The 18,065-nt window shown below is 69.3% G+C and carries 14 protein-coding genes; 8 read left to right on the top strand and 6 right to left on the bottom strand.

Annotated elements, in window-relative coordinates; translation table 11 throughout:
* Nucleotides 1-8 precede the first annotated feature (8 nt).
* Complete coding sequence (locus DAT35_RS44475) at nt 9-1,373, bottom strand: hypothetical protein (RefSeq protein WP_108075400.1); 1,365 nt, start codon at nt 1,371-1,373, stop codon at nt 9-11.
* A 210-nt stretch (nt 1,374-1,583) separates the two neighbouring features.
* Here DAT35_RS44475 and DAT35_RS44470 point away from each other — a divergent pair, with 210 nt between their 5' ends.
* Both DAT35_RS44470 and DAT35_RS44465 read left to right on the top strand, forming a co-directional pair.
* A complete protein-coding gene (locus tag DAT35_RS44470; protein WP_108075399.1) occupies nt 1,584-2,894 on the top strand; it encodes an adenylosuccinate synthase in 1,311 nt (436 codons plus the stop codon).
* 189 nt (nt 2,895-3,083) lie between these two features.
* On the top strand, nt 3,084-3,446 hold the full coding sequence (locus tag DAT35_RS44465; RefSeq protein WP_369946337.1) for a PH domain-containing protein: 363 nt from the start codon (nt 3,084-3,086) through the stop codon (nt 3,444-3,446).
* Between the two features lie 3 nt (nt 3,447-3,449).
* Here the strand turns inward: DAT35_RS44465 and DAT35_RS44460 are convergent, their stop codons facing one another.
* Nucleotides 3,450-4,301, bottom strand: coding sequence for an FHA domain-containing protein (locus tag DAT35_RS44460; protein WP_233262072.1), 852 nt, complete (start codon nt 4,299-4,301; stop codon nt 3,450-3,452).
* Nucleotides 4,302-4,505: 204 nt separating this feature from the next.
* Here DAT35_RS44460 and DAT35_RS44455 point away from each other — a divergent pair, with 204 nt between their 5' ends.
* Nucleotides 4,506-6,641, top strand: a complete 2,136-nt coding sequence (locus tag DAT35_RS44455; RefSeq protein WP_233262071.1) for a prolyl oligopeptidase family protein — start codon at nt 4,506-4,508, stop codon at nt 6,639-6,641.
* On the opposite strand, the gene DAT35_RS44450 is transcribed toward DAT35_RS44455, so the two are convergent.
* A complete protein-coding gene (locus DAT35_RS44450; RefSeq protein ID WP_108075396.1) occupies nt 6,596-7,222 on the bottom strand; it encodes a hypothetical protein in 627 nt (208 codons plus the stop codon). The genes DAT35_RS44455 and DAT35_RS44450 overlap by 46 nt on opposite strands.
* Before the next feature lie 430 nt (nt 7,223-7,652).
* On the opposite strand from DAT35_RS44450, the gene DAT35_RS44440 reads away from it, so the two are divergent.
* Both DAT35_RS44440 and DAT35_RS44435 read left to right on the top strand, forming a co-directional pair.
* Nucleotides 7,653-8,516, top strand: coding sequence for a ketopantoate reductase family protein (locus DAT35_RS44440; protein WP_108075395.1), 864 nt, complete (start codon nt 7,653-7,655; stop codon nt 8,514-8,516).
* 257 nt (nt 8,517-8,773) lie between these two features.
* Nucleotides 8,774-9,973: a carbohydrate-binding family 9-like protein gene (locus tag DAT35_RS44435; RefSeq protein WP_108075394.1), complete on the top strand. Its 1,200-nt coding sequence runs from the start codon at nt 8,774-8,776 to the stop codon at nt 9,971-9,973.
* A 3-nt stretch (nt 9,974-9,976) separates the two neighbouring features.
* Here DAT35_RS44435 and DAT35_RS44430 read toward each other — a convergent pair whose 3' ends face one another.
* Complete coding sequence (locus DAT35_RS44430) at nt 9,977-10,231, bottom strand: hypothetical protein (protein WP_108075393.1); 255 nt, start codon at nt 10,229-10,231, stop codon at nt 9,977-9,979.
* A gap of 4 nt (nt 10,232-10,235) precedes the next feature.
* Complete coding sequence (locus DAT35_RS44425; protein ID WP_199243193.1) at nt 10,236-12,647, bottom strand: DNA internalization-related competence protein ComEC/Rec2; 2,412 nt, start codon at nt 12,645-12,647, stop codon at nt 10,236-10,238.
* 275 nt (nt 12,648-12,922) lie between these two features.
* Here DAT35_RS44425 and DAT35_RS44420 point away from each other — a divergent pair, with 275 nt between their 5' ends.
* The 3 genes from DAT35_RS44420 to DAT35_RS44410 are packed head-to-tail and all read left to right on the top strand — an operon-like array spanning nt 12,923 to nt 16,681.
* Complete coding sequence (locus DAT35_RS44420; RefSeq protein WP_013939202.1) at nt 12,923-13,417, top strand: CarD family transcriptional regulator; 495 nt, start codon at nt 12,923-12,925, stop codon at nt 13,415-13,417.
* A gap of 60 nt (nt 13,418-13,477) precedes the next feature.
* Nucleotides 13,478-14,125, top strand: coding sequence for a hypothetical protein (locus tag DAT35_RS44415; RefSeq protein ID WP_108075391.1), 648 nt, complete (start codon nt 13,478-13,480; stop codon nt 14,123-14,125).
* 30 nt (nt 14,126-14,155) lie between these two features.
* Nucleotides 14,156-16,681 carry a carboxypeptidase-like regulatory domain-containing protein gene (locus tag DAT35_RS44410; RefSeq protein WP_108075390.1) on the top strand — a complete coding sequence of 842 codons (2,526 nt, stop codon included), beginning with the start codon at nt 14,156-14,158 and terminating at the stop codon, nt 16,679-16,681.
* Between the two features lie 13 nt (nt 16,682-16,694).
* Here the strand turns inward: DAT35_RS44410 and DAT35_RS44405 are convergent, their stop codons facing one another.
* A complete protein-coding gene (locus DAT35_RS44405) occupies nt 16,695-18,053 on the bottom strand; it encodes an FHA domain-containing protein (RefSeq protein ID WP_108075389.1) in 1,359 nt (452 codons plus the stop codon).
* Nucleotides 18,054-18,065: the final 12 nt, after the last annotated feature.

Below are 18,065 nucleotides of genomic sequence, written 5' to 3'. Positions count from 1 at the left end.
GCCGGGCGTCAGCGCTCCTTGACCACCACGAGCGGCGTCATGGTGCCGCCCTGCGCCAGGTTCACGATGGAGCCGGCTGAGAGGCGGACGAAGTAGCCCTCCTGCCACTCTTCGTTCCACACGAACGGGTTCAGGTCCGAGTAGAGCTCCTCGTAGCGGATCCGCCCTCCGTCGTAGACGGGGTATTTCTCCTTCGTCGTATGGACGCGCGCCTGGACGACCCAGGTCTCCTCCCGGGCCTGCTTCAGGGTGGCGTTCCACGTCTCGGCGTCGGTCTGCCAGCCCAGCGTCACCCCGGTGCCGCCGAACTCGCTCGCCGGCTTGAGGACCAGCTGCTCGCGGTGCTCGGCGATGAAGGGGAGCAGATCGACTTCCCGATCGCCATGCCGGGTCTTGCCCTCCCGCACGACGCGGGTCCAGGGGATGTGGCGGACGAGCGCCGAGCGGATGTCCGGCTCGAACATGTCCGAGTGCGCCAGGTCGCTGAGCATGGCGAACAGCACCTTGCTGCGCAGGACGCAGCTGCGGAACAGCCCGTTCATGAAGTACGCCGCGCCCGAGGAGAGCGCCTGCATGACCGGGTGTTCGGGGCCGCAGCCCACGATGAGCCCGCCGAACCCGCCCACCGAGATGAAGGTGACGACGTCCACCCGGAAGTCGTCCACGAAGAGCCGGCCATCCCGGAGTGTCCACGCGTCCTCGGAGGTGACGATCCGGATGGGGAGACCCTGAGCGTGGATGTAGTCGCGGTACAGCCCCTCCTCGATGGAGTCGTCCTCGCTGGGGGGCCCGAAGAAGGCGAGCTGCGGCACGCCGTCGCGGCCCAGGCGCTGGTGTTGGGCCTTCAAGACCTGGATGAGGTTGGGCGCGGGTTTCGGACGGGAGATGTCATACCGGCGCGCGAAGGCCTCCAGCGCTGGAGTGGCGGCGAAGGCATCGCTCATGTTGCTCATGTGGATGGGGCCGCCCGGGTCGACGTTATACTCAATGAAGCGGATGACTCCGTCCGGACCGACGAAGCCGTCCAAGCGCCCGACGACATTCGGCTGCGGAGTGTCCGCGTCCACGGGCATCAGGAACTCCTCCCACTCCTGGAGGCGCAACTCGCGGCGGAATGACTCGTCCTTGCAGGCGCGCCGGTACACCACGTCGAGCGCCCGGCTCACGGCCACGGAGGCGCGCTGGATGTCCGCCTGCTGCTCCGGGGTGATGAAGCGGGGGCGCAGCACCCGGTACAGCGGGTGTTCGGGGGCGTAATACAGGTTGCGCTCCTCGGAGAGCCGCAGGAGCGTCTCATGCGTCCGTTGCAGGACCTCGCCCTGGAGCAACTCGTCGTAGAAGGAAACGGCATCGGCCAGCACGTTGCGGGACATGGGAGGGCTCTCCGTGCGAGGGGCGGGCACTGGCGGAAACGAGGGCCACCCGCTCCTGCGTGACTCGATTCTGACCCCGGGCCTTGGTTGGCTGCCAGCCCTTCCTGAGTCGCCTGGTGGCTCGAGCACCAGCCTGGGGCGGGAAGGGTCGCACTTCCCATTTCAGGCCGGTGACGGCCCGTGGGGAAGCATGCTAAGCGGGCCCCAACTATGCCGAACGTCGTCGTCGTCGGAGCGCAGTGGGGAGATGAGGGGAAGGGCAAGGTCGTGGACCTGCTCACCGAGCACGCCCAGGTGGTCGTGCGCTTCCAGGGGGGTAACAACGCCGGCCACACCCTGGTCGTCGCGGGCCAGAAGACGGTGCTGCACCTGATTCCGTCGGGCATCCTCCATCAGGGGAAGACCTGTGTCATCGGCAACGGGGTGGTGTTGGACCCCGCGGTGCTGGTGAAGGAGATCGACGCCCTCAAGGAGCGCGGCTTCCTGAAGGACGACTCGCACTTCCTCATCTCGGACAACGCCCACGTCATCTTCCCGTGGCACAAGCTGCTGGACACGTACCGGGAGAAGGCGCGGGGCGTGAGCGCCATCGGCACCACGGGGCGCGGCATCGGTCCGGCCTACGAGGACAAGGTGGCGCGCCGGGGCATCCGCGTGAGGGATCTGCTCCACCCCGAGCGGCTGCGCAAGCGCATCGACGAGCGGCTCCCGGGAGTGCGCGACGAGCTGCGCGAGCTGTGCCGCGCGGCCAACGAGCCGCTGCCCGAGCTGGACGCGCAGAAGTACCAGGAGGAGTTCTCCGCGCTGGGCGAGCGGCTGCGGCCCTACGTGAGCGACGTGTCGCTCTACCTCGCGGGCCAGGTGCAGCGCGGCGCGCGAATCCTCTTCGAGGGCGCCCAGGGCACGCTGCTGGACGTGGACCATGGCACCTACCCGTTCGTCACCAGCTCCAACTGCGTGGCGGGCAACGCGGCGGTGGGCTCGGGCCTGGGCCCGACGGCCATCGACAAGGTGATGGGCATCAGCAAGGCCTACACCACGCGCGTGGGCGGTGGCCCGTTCCCCACGGAGCTGACGGACGAGACGGGCGATCGGCTGCGCAAGGTGGGTGACGAGTTCGGCGCCACCACGGGCCGTCCGCGCCGCTGCGGCTGGCTGGATGGCGTGGTGCTGCGCTACGCGGTGCGCGTCAACGGCCTGTGGGGCCTGTCGCTCACGAAGCTGGACGTGCTCTCCGGCCTGAAGACGCTGCAGATCTGCAACGCCTACGAGCTGGACGGCAAGCGCATCACCGAGCTGCCCGGGGACTACGAGGACCTGGCGCGCGTCAAGCCCATCTACGAGACGCTGCCGGGCTGGGACGACAAGCTCGCCGGGGTGCGCACCTTTGACGAGCTGCCGGAGAACGCCAAGCGCTACGTGCGCCGCGTGGAGGAGATCGGCGGCGTGCCCGTCGTCTGCATCTCCGTGGGCGCGGATCGCGGCGAGACGGTGCTGCTGCAGAACCCCTTCCGCAGCTGAGCTGTGCGGAGCTGAGAAGCTCCGGACAGTCGGAGTTCCCTGGAAGTCGCCCCGTGGACTCCCTTGCCTGGAAAGCGAGGGAGCCGGTGGCGCATGTCAGCCCCCCGCCTTAGCTTCTCGGATATGACCCGGGGCGATCCGCAGGCTGGCAAGCAGGTGTTCCGCCCACACGCGGTGCTCGCGGCCATCATGGGTGGCGCGACACTGCTCTGGCTGGGCGTTCTGGTGTACCTCCTGCGCTTCGACGGGGTACCGATCCAGACGTTCCTGTCGGCGCTCTTCTTCGTCCTCTTCTTCGGAGTGTCGGTGACGTACTACGGCCGCACACGGATCGTCGTGGACGCGGGAGGCATGACGTACCGGGGTCTGGTGCGCACGCGGCGCTTCAACTTCGCGGACATTCGCAAGGTGGATGTGCTGCCCGGGCCGGTGACGGTGTACGCGGTGCGCGGCAGCCGGGGCCTCGTGCACTTCACCAGCCTCTTCGCGCATCACCGCCACCTGGCGCGGCTCCTCATCGAGCGCTCCGGCCTCACGCCGCTGCGCGCCTGAGGCTCAGGCCGCCAGGGCATAGGTGGCGAGCAGCCCCACCAGGGCCAGCGTCGCCCCGATGCCGATGAGCCACCATTCCCAGCGCACCCGCGGGCGCTCCGGCATGTCCTCGCCGGAGGGGGCCGCGGGTGTTTCGTTTTCGGCGGGCGCTTCGGCCTGAACGGAGCCGGGCTCGGGCTCGAGCGGAGGGGTGGGGTTCTCCTGCTGGGGAGGAGGGGGTTCCGCCATGGGGGCCTGGAAGCGCAGCAGCGTCCGGCCCAACTCGATGACGTCGCCCTCATGGATGGGCGAGGGCCTCTCGACGCGCTGGCCGTTGAGGTAGACGCCATTGGGGCTGTTCAGGTCCTCCAGGAGGAAGGTGCCCTCCTGGTAGCGGATGCGCGCGTGGCGGCGCGACACGGCGAGGTCCCGCAGGCGCACGGACACCTCGTGGTTCCGGCCGATGTCGGTGCTCGCCTCGGCGAGGGCGAAGCTCCGGCCCACATCCGCTCCGGTGAGGCAGAGCAGCGTGGCGGCCCTCGAAGGAGGTGGCTCCTCCGTGTCCATGAGGAGGTGCTTGAGCACGGCCACGGTGCCCACCTGCCGCTCGCTGTCTCCGCTGGGGTCCAGCACCTTCAGGCTCATGCCCTCGGGCAGTCCCAGCACCTCGCCGGGCAGCACGAGGCGCGGGACTCCCGGCGGGACCAGCACCCCTCCCACCGTGAAGGTGCGGGTGGCCTCCACCATCAGCCGTTGGCTCTCGATGCGCAGCGTCAACAGGCCCGGGGGGAGCCCCTCCAGCCGCACCTGGTCCTCGGCGCTTCCGCCCAGCAGGTGAATGCCCTCGGGTAGCTCGAAGGGGGAGGTGATGCCCATGTGCTCGAATTCGAAGTGCATGGCCCGGGCGAGGCAGCAAGCCGGGTGCCGCGAGGGAGGAGCGGAATCGCGGGGGGTTGCTTCCCCCTGGCCGTCTCATCTCCAGCCCGCAGTCCACGAGCATGGACGGGAGACGAACTCTCGAGCGGGTCTGCCGCGTCCGCGAGCCATTGGGGAGAGAAGCGCACGTCCCCCGCGGATGGGATGAACGTGCTGGGCTTCTTCGGTGTGCTGGCAGAGGATCTCCTGATGAAAGACCTGAACCGGGCCCTGGATTTTCCCACGGCGCCGCGCGATCCGGAGAGCGGCTACACGGTGCACGGCAGGCGGTTTGACGATCCTTACGCATGGCTGGAGCGGCTCGACGCCGCGGAGACCCAGGCGTGGATCGCGGCGCAGGAAGCCGTTACGCACTCGGTGCTGCGCGCGGTGCCAGGACGCGATGGGCTGCGGTCTGCGGTCACCCGCTCGGCGCGCTATGCGCGGCTCTCGCCGCCGATTCCCGCCGGGCCGCACGGACGCGAGTTTCTCTGGTCGGCGGACGCCAGCGACGACAAGCTCAAGTTCATGCTCCGGCGTGGCAAGGGCGCGCCGCTCGAGACGGTGCTCGACCCCAACACGTGGGCGAGCGGCGAGGCACTGGTTTTCGCCGTGCCGTCACCCGACGGTGCGCTGGTCGCGTTCGGGAAGGCCGTTGGAGGGACCCACGGCGCGCTCATCCACGTGGTCGACGTCGAGACAGGGCGGCTGCTTCCCGACCGGCCCCGCGGTACGAGCCATTCGTCGGTGGCCTGGCGGCCCGACGCGTCAGGGTTTTTCTATGCGGCGTGTCCCGAACCGGGCGAGGTACCCGCGGGCGACGAGGCGCACTGGAACGCCATTTACGAGCACCGGCTCGGATCGGGCACGCCGGCCCGCCGGATCTTCGGCGACGACCAGGCGAAAGAGTACTGGTGCTCCGTGAAGCTCAGCGAGTGCCGCCGCTTCGCCGTGCTCTACAAATGGGATTATGTGCACGCCAACGTCGTCTATCTCCTGCGCCTCGCCGATGACGCGCTCGTGCCGGTGGCTCCCGCCATGCGGTCCCTCAACCAGGTGCAGGTGATCGGCGATTCGCTGCTCATCCATACCGACCTCGACGCTCCACGCGGCCGTCTCTGCGTCGCGCCGCTGACGGCGCCGACCGAGTGGCGGACGCTCATCCCCGAGAGCTCGGACACGTTGCAGACGGTCGCTGGCGTCGGCGGCCGGCTCTATGCCGTCTACTCGCACGCGGCGTCGCATCGCGTGCGCATCCACGCCGAGGACGGCACCTACCTCCGCGACCTCGTGCTGCCAGCCCTCGGCTCGGTGAATCGCAACGAGGGTGAAGGCATCGTCAGCGGCATCAGCGGCACCTGGAGCGGCGGCGAGGTGTGGGTGAGCTTCATGTCGTACGTGCAGGCGCCCTCGGTCTATCGGTATGACTACGCGGCGGATCGCTTGTCGCCGTACCACGTACCCGACGTCGGGCTCGACGCGTCCGAGTATGTGACGGACCAGGTCTGGTACGAGTCGCTCGATGGTACGCGGGTGTCGATGTTCATCATCCACCGGAAAGACCTGCCTCGCGACGGGCGCCAGCCCGTGCGTCTGAGCGGCTACGGTGGCTTCAATGTCTCGGTGGAGCCACGCTTCACGGCGCTCCATGCGGCCTGGCTGAAGCTGGGCGGCGTGCTCGCCTTCGCCAACGTGCGAGGCGGCGGCGAATACGGCCGCGCCTGGCACGAGGCGGCATGCAAGACGCGGCGGCAGAATGCCTTTGACGACTACATCGCGGCGGCGCGTTGGCTCGTCTCGGAGGGCTACACGATGCCCTCCAGGCTCGCCTCGCGTGGCAACAGCAACGGTGGTCTGCTCGTCGCTGTCACCGCCATGCAAGCGCCCGAGGCCTTCGGAGCCGTGTACTGCCGCGTGCCCACCCTCGACATGCTGCGCTTTCCGAAGTTCGGCTATCTGAGCTCGGCGACCGTCGAATACGGCTCACCCGAAGATCCCGTCGAGGGTGCGTATCTCGCCGGATATTCGCCCTATCACAACGTCTGCGCCGATCGCCGTTACCCCATGCTGACCTTCGTGTCGGCGTTGAACGACCGGACCGCGCCGCCGCACGATCCGCTCAAGATGGTCGCCAGGCTCCAGGCTGAAGCCACGCAAGGCGGACCCTATTTCCTGCTGCCGCTCCGGGACTCGGGACACGGCGGCGGCACCACGCTGACGGCGCTCGTCGAACAAGACGTCGACGAACTGAGCTTCTACTGCTGGGCGCTCGACGTCGCACCGGCCTTCGAAGAGTCGTGATGTTCCTCGGCGAGGTACTGGTCCACCTGGGATTCCAGCTCGTGGGCGACGGAGGGGGAAACCCGGGAGAGGATCTCCCATTCCAGTTCCAGGTCCCGGACGAGCACCGGACGGGCATAAGAGAGCGGGTCGCCCTTGATCATCGCCTGTACGCCCGTTGTTTCATTCGCCTTGGGGGAGCTTGGGTGGGGCGAGGTCCGGCCGATGGTGGTGTAGGAGAGACGGTACGCGGTCAGTACGAAGCGACCGTTGTCGAGCTGCTTCCCCATGACGAAGTGCCGCTCCCGGACTGCCCCGACGTCGAGGGTCTCGTCGAACTTCGTCAGCCAGGAGGTACGCACATAGTTGGGGTCCGTACTCGGCAGGATGAGATACCCCCGTTCCTTGAGGACCTCATGGGCTACCTCCAGAATCTGCTCGGAGGGGAGCCGGTAGGAGACGTAGGCGGCGCTGCGCTCGAGCAGCTGCTGTCTTTCGGTGGTGGCACAGCCAGTCAGCCCCAGGAGCAACAGGCCGAGAAGCACCACCGGCAGCAGGGCCTGGGCTGGTGGTTCCTCTGACAGCGGGCGCGAGGCGTGCATCCATTCCTCCTGACGTGGGTGAAGCGGGATGCTCTTGGAACGTACCGGCGAGCCCTGCATATCGATGCGAGTCGCTGCTGATGCGTCAGACACGGACTCACCCGCTCGACGACCCCCATCCTCACGGCCATCGACTCCACGTATGCCTCGAGGGCGACGGGAGTCCGGGCCCATGACAGCGCAGCCGCGTTCGACAACGTGAGCACATCGAGCGCTCCCGGGGCCATCTTCTACGCGGATGGCGGGTACGCCGCTGCTCTCGCAAGACGCCAACGATCAGATGTCGTCGGTGAAGATCCTCGCGCCGTAGCCCTCTCGCGGGCGAACTCCGGACGCGGGCCAGGTGCTCGCGTCTGCCTGGGTCCCGGAGCGACCCTCTGCCTGCGTACCCGGATGGCGAGGTGAGCAGGCCCTGGTTATAGGCGGCCCCATGAAAATCGCCATCGTGGGTCCTGGCTCCATCGGCAGCACTTTCGCTTTTCATCTCGCTCGAGCGGGGCACGACGTGACGGTCGTCGCGCGCGGTGCACGCCTCGCGCGGCTCGAGAAGGATCGCGCCATCGTCACCACGGATGATCGACGCGCACCGGTCGAAGTGAGCGCCGCGCTCGACACCACCACCCCATGGGATCTGGTGCTGGTCACCGTTCTCGAATCCCAGGTCGATGCGGTGCTGCCCACGTTGCAACAAAGCGCCGCGAAGCAGGTGATGTTCATGTTCAACACCTTCGCGCCATTCGACCGGTTGCGCGACGTGGTGGGGGCCAACCGTTTCGTCTTTGGTTTTCCAGCCATCCTCGCCGAGCTCAAGGAGGGGAGGCTCAAGGCTCAAGTCGTCCCCCGGTCGTTCGCCGCCCTGCAGATCACCATCGTCACGGATCCCGCGTGGGCCGAGACATTCTCCAAGGCCGGCATCCCCACGGACACGCAGGCCGATATGCACAGTTGGCTGCGCACCCACGCCGCCCTGGTGGTGCCGCTGATGATTGTCGGGAACCGTGTTCACAATCGCGGGTCTGGGCTCTCGTGGAAGGAATCGCGCGAGATCGCGTCCGGCATGGCCGAAGGGTTCTCACTCGTTCGCTCGCTCGGTCATCCGTTGACGCCTTCGAATGTGGGGGTCTTCAGCAAGCTACTGGCGCCGCTCGTCACGGTCGCGATGTGGTTGATGAGTCGGCACCCCGTGATGGCCATCGTCGGCGGGCAGGGACCCGGTGAGGCGCGCACGCTGCTCGACGGCATGGTGGCTGCCGCGCCCACGCGGACCGCGATGCTTCAGTCGCTGCGGCCGTGAGGTCAGAAGAAGACAACCCTTGAGCCCGCAGCAGTGGTTGTCAGAACGCCCAGGCCTCCCTGCCTCGCCGCTCAGCAGGCAGGGCTTTTCGCGCGCCCCTTTACCCCCGGCACGGGTTCCACTCACCGCTCCTCCTGGCTCAACATGGGCGCTCTTCCGCCCATGCGCCGTCGCGCTGCCCGGTACGTCCAGCTCGCACCCGTTTCTTCACTATGTCCAAACACTTCGTGGGCACTTCGCTAGGATTCGCGGCCTCGATGCGCCCTGCCTCCCGCCTCCTGACGCTGCTGATGCTCGCGCTGTTCGCCACCGCCTGCCGCGACGAGCAGGCGGGCCCGAAGCCTCGCAACAAGGCCCTGCCTCCTCCCACCCAGGCCCGCGTGCTCGAGGCCGCGCCGGCGGACCTCACCTTCCGCAGCGGAGCCACGTTCGCGGGGGGCGCGGTGCGCTACCTCGGGACGCGCGTCTCCCCGCCGGTGGCGGCGCCCGGCCAGCCGGTGCAGCTCGCGCACTACTTCGAGGCCGTGCGCTCCGTGCCTCAGGGCTGGGAGTTCTTCGTGCACGTGGTGGACCCCGCCACCGGTCAGATGATGGTCAACGCGGACCATGCCTTCGCGGGAGGCGCGGCCCCGCTGGGCTCCTGGCCCGTGGGCAAGGTGGTGGAGGACGTGCACTCGGTGCCGATGCCTCCGTCGCCCGGCCAGGTGCTACTCGGCTTCTGGCAGGGGGACGCACGTCTCCCGGTGGATGACCCGAATGCGCACAGGGGGGACAACCGGATGCTGGGTCCCCAGCTCGGCGGTGCCCTCCCGTCATTGCCCGAGTACACGCTTCGCCGCGCGGCCAAGGCTCCGGTCATCGACGGTGAGCTCGATGACGCGGTGTGGAAGGACGCCACGCCGGTGGTGCTGCGCGGCAGCTTCGATGGGCGTCAGGCCTCGCTGCGCACCGAGGCGCGTCTGGCCTATGACGACCAGAACCTCTACGTCGCGTTCGACGTCGAGGACCCGGACATCTGGGGCACGTTCCGCAACCGCGACGAGTCCATCTACGAGCAGGAGGTGGTGGAGATCTTCCTGGACGCCAACGCGGACGGACGCACCTACAACGAGCTGGAGGTGTCTCCGCACAACGTCATCTTCGATGCCTACTTCCCCGCGCGCCGGCAGGGGATGGATCTGAGCTGGGACTCGGGGATGACGACGGCGGTGAAGGTGCGCGGCACGCTGGATGATCCGCGGGACCGCGACGAGGGCTGGCGGGTGGAGATGAAGATTCCCTTCGCCCGGCTCGCCGAGGTGCCGAACCTCCCGCCGAAGAAGGGGGAGCGCTGGCGCTTCAACCTCTACCGGCTCGAGCACCTGGATCGGCAGCGGGTGGAAGGCCAGGCCTTCTCGCCGCTCTTCATCGGGGACTTCCACGCGCTGCCGCGCTTCGGCTGGCTCGTCTTCGGATAGCCGCTACGTGTGGGGGGAGATCTCCCACTGGGCGTCCGCGATGGAGCGCTCGGTGGGGTCTCCCAGGAAGCGCAGGAAGCCGCGCAGCTCGAGCGTGTCGATGAGCTCCTCGGCTTCCAGCTCGGAGAAGCCCTTCGTTTCCACGAGCAGGTTGCGCATGAGCGCCTTGCCGCGCAGGTAGCCCACGGGCTCACCCGGGGCGAGCATGTGCTTCAAGTCGACGGTGAGCTGTCGCAGGTCCAGGTCGTCGGAGATCATCACCTCAAGGCTGGTGATGGGTGGCGACCGGGGCAACCAGAGCGGTGGACACCGGGGGCTCGGATGGCAGGAAGGTCCTCAGGCGGACGTCGTGCCCATCACTCTCCAGGGTGACAGCACCGTGCACGTCCGTGCGGAGACACTCGGTGCCGAAGGTGCGGTAGCGCGCTTCCACCTCCGGATGGGGGAAGCCGAAGCGGTTGCGGCGGCCCACGCAGAAGACGACGAAGCGGGGGCGGAGCCGCTCGAGGAGCTCCTCCGTGGACGAGGTGCGCGAGCCGTGGTGCGGTGCCTTCATCACCGACACCGGCCCGAGCCGTCCACTCGCGAGGAGCGCGGCTTCGCCCTCTTCCTCCACATCGCCGGGCAGGAGCACGGTGACATCACCGTGGCGCACGAGCAGCACCACGCTCTTGTCGTTCACGCCCTCCATCAGCTCGCGATCCACGGGGGGCCCGAGCACCTCCAGGGTCGCGTCACCCAGCGGGTAGGAGGGATGTCCGAGCTGCACTTCCTCCACCTGCGCTCCGGTGGCCGCGGCGATGAGCTGTTGGGACAGGGGCCCGTCCGCGCTGCCCGCGGAGAGCCAGAGCCGCGAGGTGGGCACCTGCCCCAGCGCGGAGATGAGCCCGAGCGCGTGGTCCGGGTGGGGATGGGAGAGGACGGCCAGGTCCAGCCGTTCGATGCGTGAGGCACGCAGGAAGGGGACGACGACCCGGAGCCCCGGGTCCGCGCCGCCAGGGACGCCGCCGCCATCGATGAGGACATGGTGCCCCCGCGAGCTCAGCACCACCGAGTCCCCCTGGCCCACGGAGAGGAAGGTGATGCGCAGGCCGGGCTCGGGGACGAGCCGTGGCACGAGGAAGACGAGCGCCAGGCCCACGGGAGCCAGCAGCCCCCCGAGGCGCCAGTGCCGCTCGCCCAGGGCCCAGCACGCGAGCCCCGCCGCGTAGAGCAGGGAGGCCGTGAGGCCGAAGGAGGGCAGGTCCATCGTGGCCAGCGGCACGTGCGCGAAGAAGCGGGTGAGCCACAGGAGCACCTGCGAGGCCCACGCTCCGCCCCAGAGCAGCGGAGTGGCCAGCACGGGCGCCACGACATAGAGGGCCGCGCCGCCCGCGGCGAAGCCGGTGAGCAGTCCGCACAGGGGCATGCAGACGATGTTGGAGACGAGCCCCGCGAGGCTCGCCCGGCCGAAGGTGCCCGCCACCAGGGGCAGGCTGGCCATCGTCACCGCGGCGCTCGCGCAGAACGTCTCCAGCACCGTCTCCCGGGTGTTCGCGAACAGACGCTTGAGCCGGTGGGACTCGCGCGGGTCGGGAGGCGGGAGGGGAATCGCCTCGCGCAGGGTGGGGGTGAGCAGCAGCAGGCTGAAGACGGCGAGGAAGGAGAGCTGCAGCGACAGATCCACGACACTGGAAGGTGCCCAGGCGACGAGGATCGCGGCGGCGGCGGCGAGGCTGTTGAGCCCATCGGCCCGCCGCCAGAGGGCGAGCCCCATCAACACCATGGTGGCCATCACCGCCGAGCGCACCGCGGGCGGCTGGTTGCCGGTGAACACGACATAGGCCCAGACAAAGGGCACGGAGGCGGGGGCCGCCAGGCGCCGGGCATCCACGCGCCGCAGGCTTTGCAGCCGCGCCCCGGCCCGGACGATCAGCCGGCGCATCAGGGCCAACGTCATGAGCGCGAGCGCCGCCACGTGCAGACCACTCACGCTGAGTACGTGCGCGAGTCCACTCCGGGAGAAGTCCTCCTCCAGGTCATCATCGAGCGCGGCGCGCTGTCCGGCGGCCAGTGTGAGAAAGAGAGCCGCCGCATCGGCCGAGGGGGCGACGGCGCGCACCGCCTCGGAGAGCCCTTCCTGTGTGCGCACCAGCTCCTGGCGCCAGCGAGGGGGTGGGGACAGCACCAGCATCCGGGAGGTCTGGAAGCTGCCCGTGAAGGCGAGCCCCTGCCGCCGCCGGGTTGCGGAGAAGTCCTTTTCTCCGGGATTCGAAGCGGACTCGAGCGGCTTGAGCCGGGCCTCCACGCGGATGCGTTGTCCGGGCAGCAGCGAGGGGGACTCTCCATGGGCGTAGAGACTCGTGTGGAAGCGAGCGGGGCTTCCAGCTCCACGGCCCACGCGGGCCACCGCCATCAGGAGTCGGGTGGAGTCCTCGAAGCGATCCACGCGTTCCACCTCGCCCTCCAGCACCGCCGTGCCTCCCTCCTCGAGAGGGAGGGTGTCCGGTACATCCGCTCCGGCCTCCAGGCTGGCCAGCCCCGCGCCGCTCAGCCCCAGACACAGCAGCACGCCCAGATGAGAACCAGGCAGGCGGGCAAGCCCCAGGGCGGCAACACCCACGGCACACGCCGCCATAAGCTGGAATAATCCGCCGACGACGTTCGTTTGGAGTGCCAATCCCGCGCCGAGCATCAAGCTCAAAGCGGGGAAGAACAAAGGACGCGCGGTCAGATCGCGCCACGAGTAACGGCCCACCCTCCACCCCCTCCACCAACCCGATCCGTCCCGTCGTGGTGCACCGCCCTACCGAGCGAGCGCACACACACAAAGGCATGCAGGCTAGTCTGGAATTTCCGGGCGGGTCAAGGCTTCAATGTTGCTGGAAGGAGTGGATTGTGGTACTCGTGGTCCGCTTTCCGAGGCCGGGTGTCGAGTCGAGCCAAGCCATCCCAAGGAGGCGGTAACGAGTGCAGACGAGCTTCAAGACCGGCGATAAGGCGGTGTACCCCGGGCAGGGTGTGGGCGAGGTGATGGGGATTGAGCACACCGAGGTCGCCGGGCAGCGCCAGTCCTTCTATGTGCTGCGCATCCTGGAGAATGGGATGCGGATCATGATCCCAATCAACAAGGTGGGCTCGGTCGGCCTCCGGGAGATCATCAGTGAGGAGGACGTCAAGCAGGTCTACTCCATCCTGAAGGAGAAGGACATCTCGGTCGACTCCACGACGTGGAATCGGCGGTACCGGGAGTACATGGAGAAGATCAAGACGGGCTCCGTGTTCGAGATCGCCGAGGTTCTGCGCGACCTCTATCTGCTGAAGGGAGACAAGGATCTGTCGTTCGGTGAGCGCAAGATGCTGGATACCGCGCGCTCGCTGCTCATCAAGGAGCTGTCGCTGGCCAAGGACTGCTCCGAGGAAGAGATCGAGTCGGACCTCAAGAAGATCTTCAACCTCGCCTGATCCCCATCGGGTGGAGGTAGAAAGCCCCGGTTCCCAGAAAGTGGGGACCGGGGTTTTTTCATGTCCAGCGAGTCGGAGGAGCTGCAGCAGGAGCGGGACGAGCGCATCGCGCAGTTGGAGGCGCGGATCCACCGGCGCGGCGTGGGAGTGAAGGCCCCCGTGGCCGTGCTGGCCATGGTGGTGGGCGGGGTGCTGTTGGGGATGTTGTGGAAGGACCTGGCGTACTTCTTCTCGCCGGGGACGCCGCTGACGCTGGGGGCGGAGGGGGCCTACCGGTACGAGCTGCTGGAATCCAACCGCTACGTGCAGTTGCACGGAATCCCCACTTCACGAGGAGCCTACGGGCGCGAGGGCGAGGCCCTCTATGTGGTGGTGGGGCTGCGAGAGTCGCCCTTCCTGGTGCGCCGCGGGGCGCTGCCGGGAGAGGAGTGGTCTCCGGGGAGGCCCCCGCGGCAACCGGATCAGCGTCCGTTCGGCGTGAGGGGACGGCTGCTGGTGGAGGAGGACGCGGAGCGCTACCGGGAGGGCTTCAAGCTGCTCCGGGACATGGGCGAGGTGCAGCCCAGGGACGGGCGGCTGTGGATCGTCGTGGAAGGGGAGCGGCCCGGAGGGGACAAGGGCGTGCTGTTCGTGGCGCTGCTGCTGACGGCCTTCATCCTGGCGAACGCCGCGCTGCTGATCCGAGGCCTCCGAAGACCGCGTCGCTGAACACGCCTTTTCCGCTGCTCGAAGCCATCCATGTCCTCCCCTCCTCCTCGTGCACCCCGCTCCCTCTGGCTGTCTGGCCTGCTGGCTTGCTTCGTCCTCGTTCTCTTGGGGCTGGCGGGTTGGTGGTGGTCGAACGGTTCCGACGCCAGCGGCTTCGGGGCCCGCTTCGTGCGGCGCTCCGCCGCAACCGGTTCCACCCTGGAGGGGAAGGCAGGGGATGCTCCGGCCGGGGCCGGCGCTGTTTCCTCCGCGACCCAGGCGGATGGAGGCTCACTCTGGCTGGGTGGCCTCGTCACGGATGAGCAGGGGCAGCCACTGGAGGCCGTGAACGTCCTGCTGCGCGCCAACGCCTTGAGCTCGCTGGACAGGCCCGTCTCTGCCACCACGGATGCCGAGGGCCGCTACCAGCTCGGCCCCCTGCCTCCCGGCCTCTACGACGTCTCCTTCCGCAAGCCGCACTATCTCTCCCATCGCGTCTCCGCGCATGCGGTGGCCACCTCGGGCTCGTTGGACGCGGTGCTCACCCCGGCCCTGCTCGTCGAGGGCCAGGTGGTGAACGAGGTGGGCCAGCCCGTGCCCCGGTCTCGGCTCCGGTTGATCTCCCAGGAACCGAACGAAGACGGAGACGATGATGAGGATTTCGGCACCGTGGCCGAGGAGAACAGCGACGAGTCCGGGCTCTTCGTGCTGGACGCGCCGGGCCCAGGCCCCTGGCGGCTCATCGCCAGCCACCGGGACTACCTCTACCGCGAGCTGGAGGTGACGGCCCCCGCGCGCGAGCTGAAGGTGGTGCTGCCCACCAGCGCCGCCGTGGAGGTGCAGGTGGTGGATGAGCAGGACCGGCCAGTGGCTGGCGCCGAATGTCTGCTGGTGGTGGACGAGGGGAGGTTGGGCTTTGGCCCTCGCGACATCCCGACGAGGACAGACGAGCGGGGGCGGGCGGTACTCGGGGGCGTGAGAGGAGGTCGCTACAGGGTCAGCGCCTCATCCCCGCCCGGAGAGCCCTTCCGCATGGCGTGGCAACGGGTGGAGCTGCGCGAGCGGGAGCGGCGCCTGGTACGGCTGCGGTTCGAGGAGGGTCAGCGGCTCGAGGGCGTGGTGGTGGATGGGAAGGGGCTGCCGGTGGCGGGCGCCGCGGTGCTCGCCGTGCCGGACGAGGTGTTGGGCTCCTGGCGGGCACAGGTCCGAAGCGAGTCGCCGCTGGTCCGCTGGTACTCGCAGCGGCTGCGCAACGAGTGGCAAGGCAAGGAGGGGCGGCCGGTGCTCTCGGGGCAGGATGGGCGCTTCGTGCTGCGCCATCTGCTGGCGCAGCCCTACCGGCTGTCCGCCGTCAAACCCGGGTACGTGCTGGACGCCGCGGCCATGGGCGGCCAGCTCGCGGGCGAGGGGCACGAGCAGGGCGTGCGTGTGGCGGTAGGGAGCCGCGCGCCGGTGCGGCTGGTGCTGGCCTACCGGGGTCTCCTCCGGGGCCGCGTGATACGCCAGGGCGGCGAGCCGCTCACCACCTTCACCCTCAACAACCTGTCTCTCCGAAGCGAGGACGGCACCTTCGCCGTACCGGTGGCGAATACCGGTCCGCTCGAGCTCACCTTCGGCGCACCGGGCCTGGCGTCCACCGTGCGCCGGGCGGTGATGGAGCCGGGGCGGGACGTGGAGTTGGGTGACGTGGTGCTGCAGGAGGGCCGGCCGGTGCGGGTTCGGGTGGTGGATGCGGAGGGCGGGGGCCCGGTGGCCAGGGCTGGGGTGCGGCTGTGGAGGGAGGAGGAGGGACGGCGCTTCTTCATGGGAGTGGAGGAGGCCACGGGGCGGGACGGGTCGCTGCTCCTGCCCTCGGTGGAGTCCCGGCCGCTGGTGCTCGAGGTGCAGCACGAGGAGTACCTGGCGGCGTACGTGCCGCTGGAGCCCGGGCAACGGGAGGTGACGGTGACGCTGCGCGCGGGCGCCCTGCTCCAGGGCCAGGTTCATGCCGCCTCGCAGCCCGTGCGCTACGGCAAGGTGGTGCTGTACACGCCAGGGGGCGACCTGGTGCACGCCATCGACGTGAGGGATGGGTGGTACTCGCGGCGGGGCATCGAGCCGGGGCGCTACGTGGCGCGGGCCGAGTCCCCCTCCTATCCCGAGGCCACCGTCTACCTGCCTCGTGACGTGGAGGTGCCGGAGAGCGGGGTGGTGGAGCTGAACTTCGAGTCGGAGTCGCGGGGAGGTGTGCTGGACGTCCAGGTCCCCGAGGAGGACGCAGACGAGGAGAAGGATGTGGTGCGACTGGTGCCAGGACGCTGGCCGCGGCCCGGCTCGGTGGCCGCGCTGCGCGTGCTGCTCCTGCGGAGCCACCCGTACGACCACGAGTATGGACACCCGGACACCTTCACCTTCCGGTGGTTGGCGCCAGGGCCCTACACGCTGCTGGCGTGGCGCGAGCGCCGCGGCCGGCTCCTGCTGCATGCGGAGGAGGTGGAGCTATCCGCTGGAGCCCAGCGCTCCCTGCGGTTGAGTCCCCGATGGCAGGATGTGGGGGACACGGGCGAAAGGGGCCGGTTGATGTGGGGCGTCCCTTGAGGGTTCTCCCCGCCTAGCGCGCGCTCTGCTGCTTGCCGTCGGCCTGCAGATACGCCTGCTCCAGGGCCTTGCGGATCCGCGGCGCGAAGGTGCCCCAGCCCTTGGAGAGCTGCTGGTCGAGCTCGAGCGCCACCGTGAGGTGCTGGATGGCGGACGCCGAGTCCCGGGCGGCCAGGGCGGCATTGCCAGCGCTCCACTCGTTCTGGAAGCGCGCGAGCGTGGCGCTCAGGTTCTCCAGGTGCGCACGCCGGGCCACGGCGAGCGCCGACTCGACATTCCCGGACTCATAGCGGGCGAGGGCCTCGGCTTCGGCCTCCGCATCCGGAACCTGGGCGTCCTCGGCCGGAGCGGGCTTCGTGGCCGCGGCCTTCCCGGAGCCAGCGCCCACCTTCGCCCGGACACCGGCCTCCTGGCGCTTCGGACTTCCAGACCCGGCGATGGCCTGGGCACTGAGCGCATGCGTTCCAGAGGCGCTCCGCACCTTGCTCCCCGGAGTCGCGGGTGCGGTCGGCCCGGGCGCAGGGGCCTTCTCCACGCCGGACGGGGACTCGGCGCGCACGACCTCGTCGCTCGTCGCGCCGGGGGAGACCTCTGGAGGCGCCTCGGCCACGGTGAGGACCTCGACATCCTCCACGGGATGGCTCGGCTCGGTCCGGGGGCGGATGAGCCGCACCGCGGCGAGCGTGAGGAACACGGCCACCAGGGAGCCGGTGGCGGCGGCGAGCAGCACGATCCGCCGGGTGCTCATGCCCACCCGGAGCGACGCCACGGTCTGGCTGGCGGCGGAGCGAGGGCGCGTGGGCGCGGCACCGGGCCCTCGTACCCGGAGGAGCGCGTTGCCCAGGGCGATCTCATCTCCGGAGCGGATGTCGAGCTCGGAGGTGAGGCGGGCGCGGTTGATGTAGGTGCCGTTCTGACTACCGAGGTCCTTCAGGCTGAGGCGGTCGCCGCGGCGGGTGAGCTGGGCGTGGCGGCGGCTGATGGAGGGGTGCTGCAGCCGCAGATCGGACGTGGAGGCGCGGCCGAGCACGAGCACGCCCTGCTTGATGGGGAGCAGCTGGCCGGCACCGGGGCCGCGCTCGACGTAGAGGAAGGCGGGGGAGTGGCCGGGGTCCTCGTACTCGCCAGAGTCGAAGCGGGCGGGCAGCTCGCGATCACGCGGTTCGCGCGGGGAGCCACCGGGGCCCCGGCGGGGGCGGCGGCGAGGGCCGGCGGGGTACTGGGGAACGCGCTGGGGGCGGGGGTCATCCGCCTGGAGCGGGGCCACCTCGTCATCGTCGAAGGGGAGTTCCACCTCCGGCTCCGGGCGCGACGCCGTGTCCCCCGGAGGGCGGGGCGAGCGGGGCGGGCGCTTGGGATTGGGAGGACTCATGAGGGGGCATTC

Origin of the sequence: Vitiosangium sp. GDMCC 1.1324 (genome assembly GCF_003044305.1) — a bacterium.
In the GTDB taxonomy this organism is placed as follows: Bacteria; Myxococcota; Myxococcia; order Myxococcales; family Myxococcaceae; genus Archangium.
Note: the sequence above shows the minus strand (reverse complement) of the source record. Positions and strands in the feature narration are given on the sequence as shown.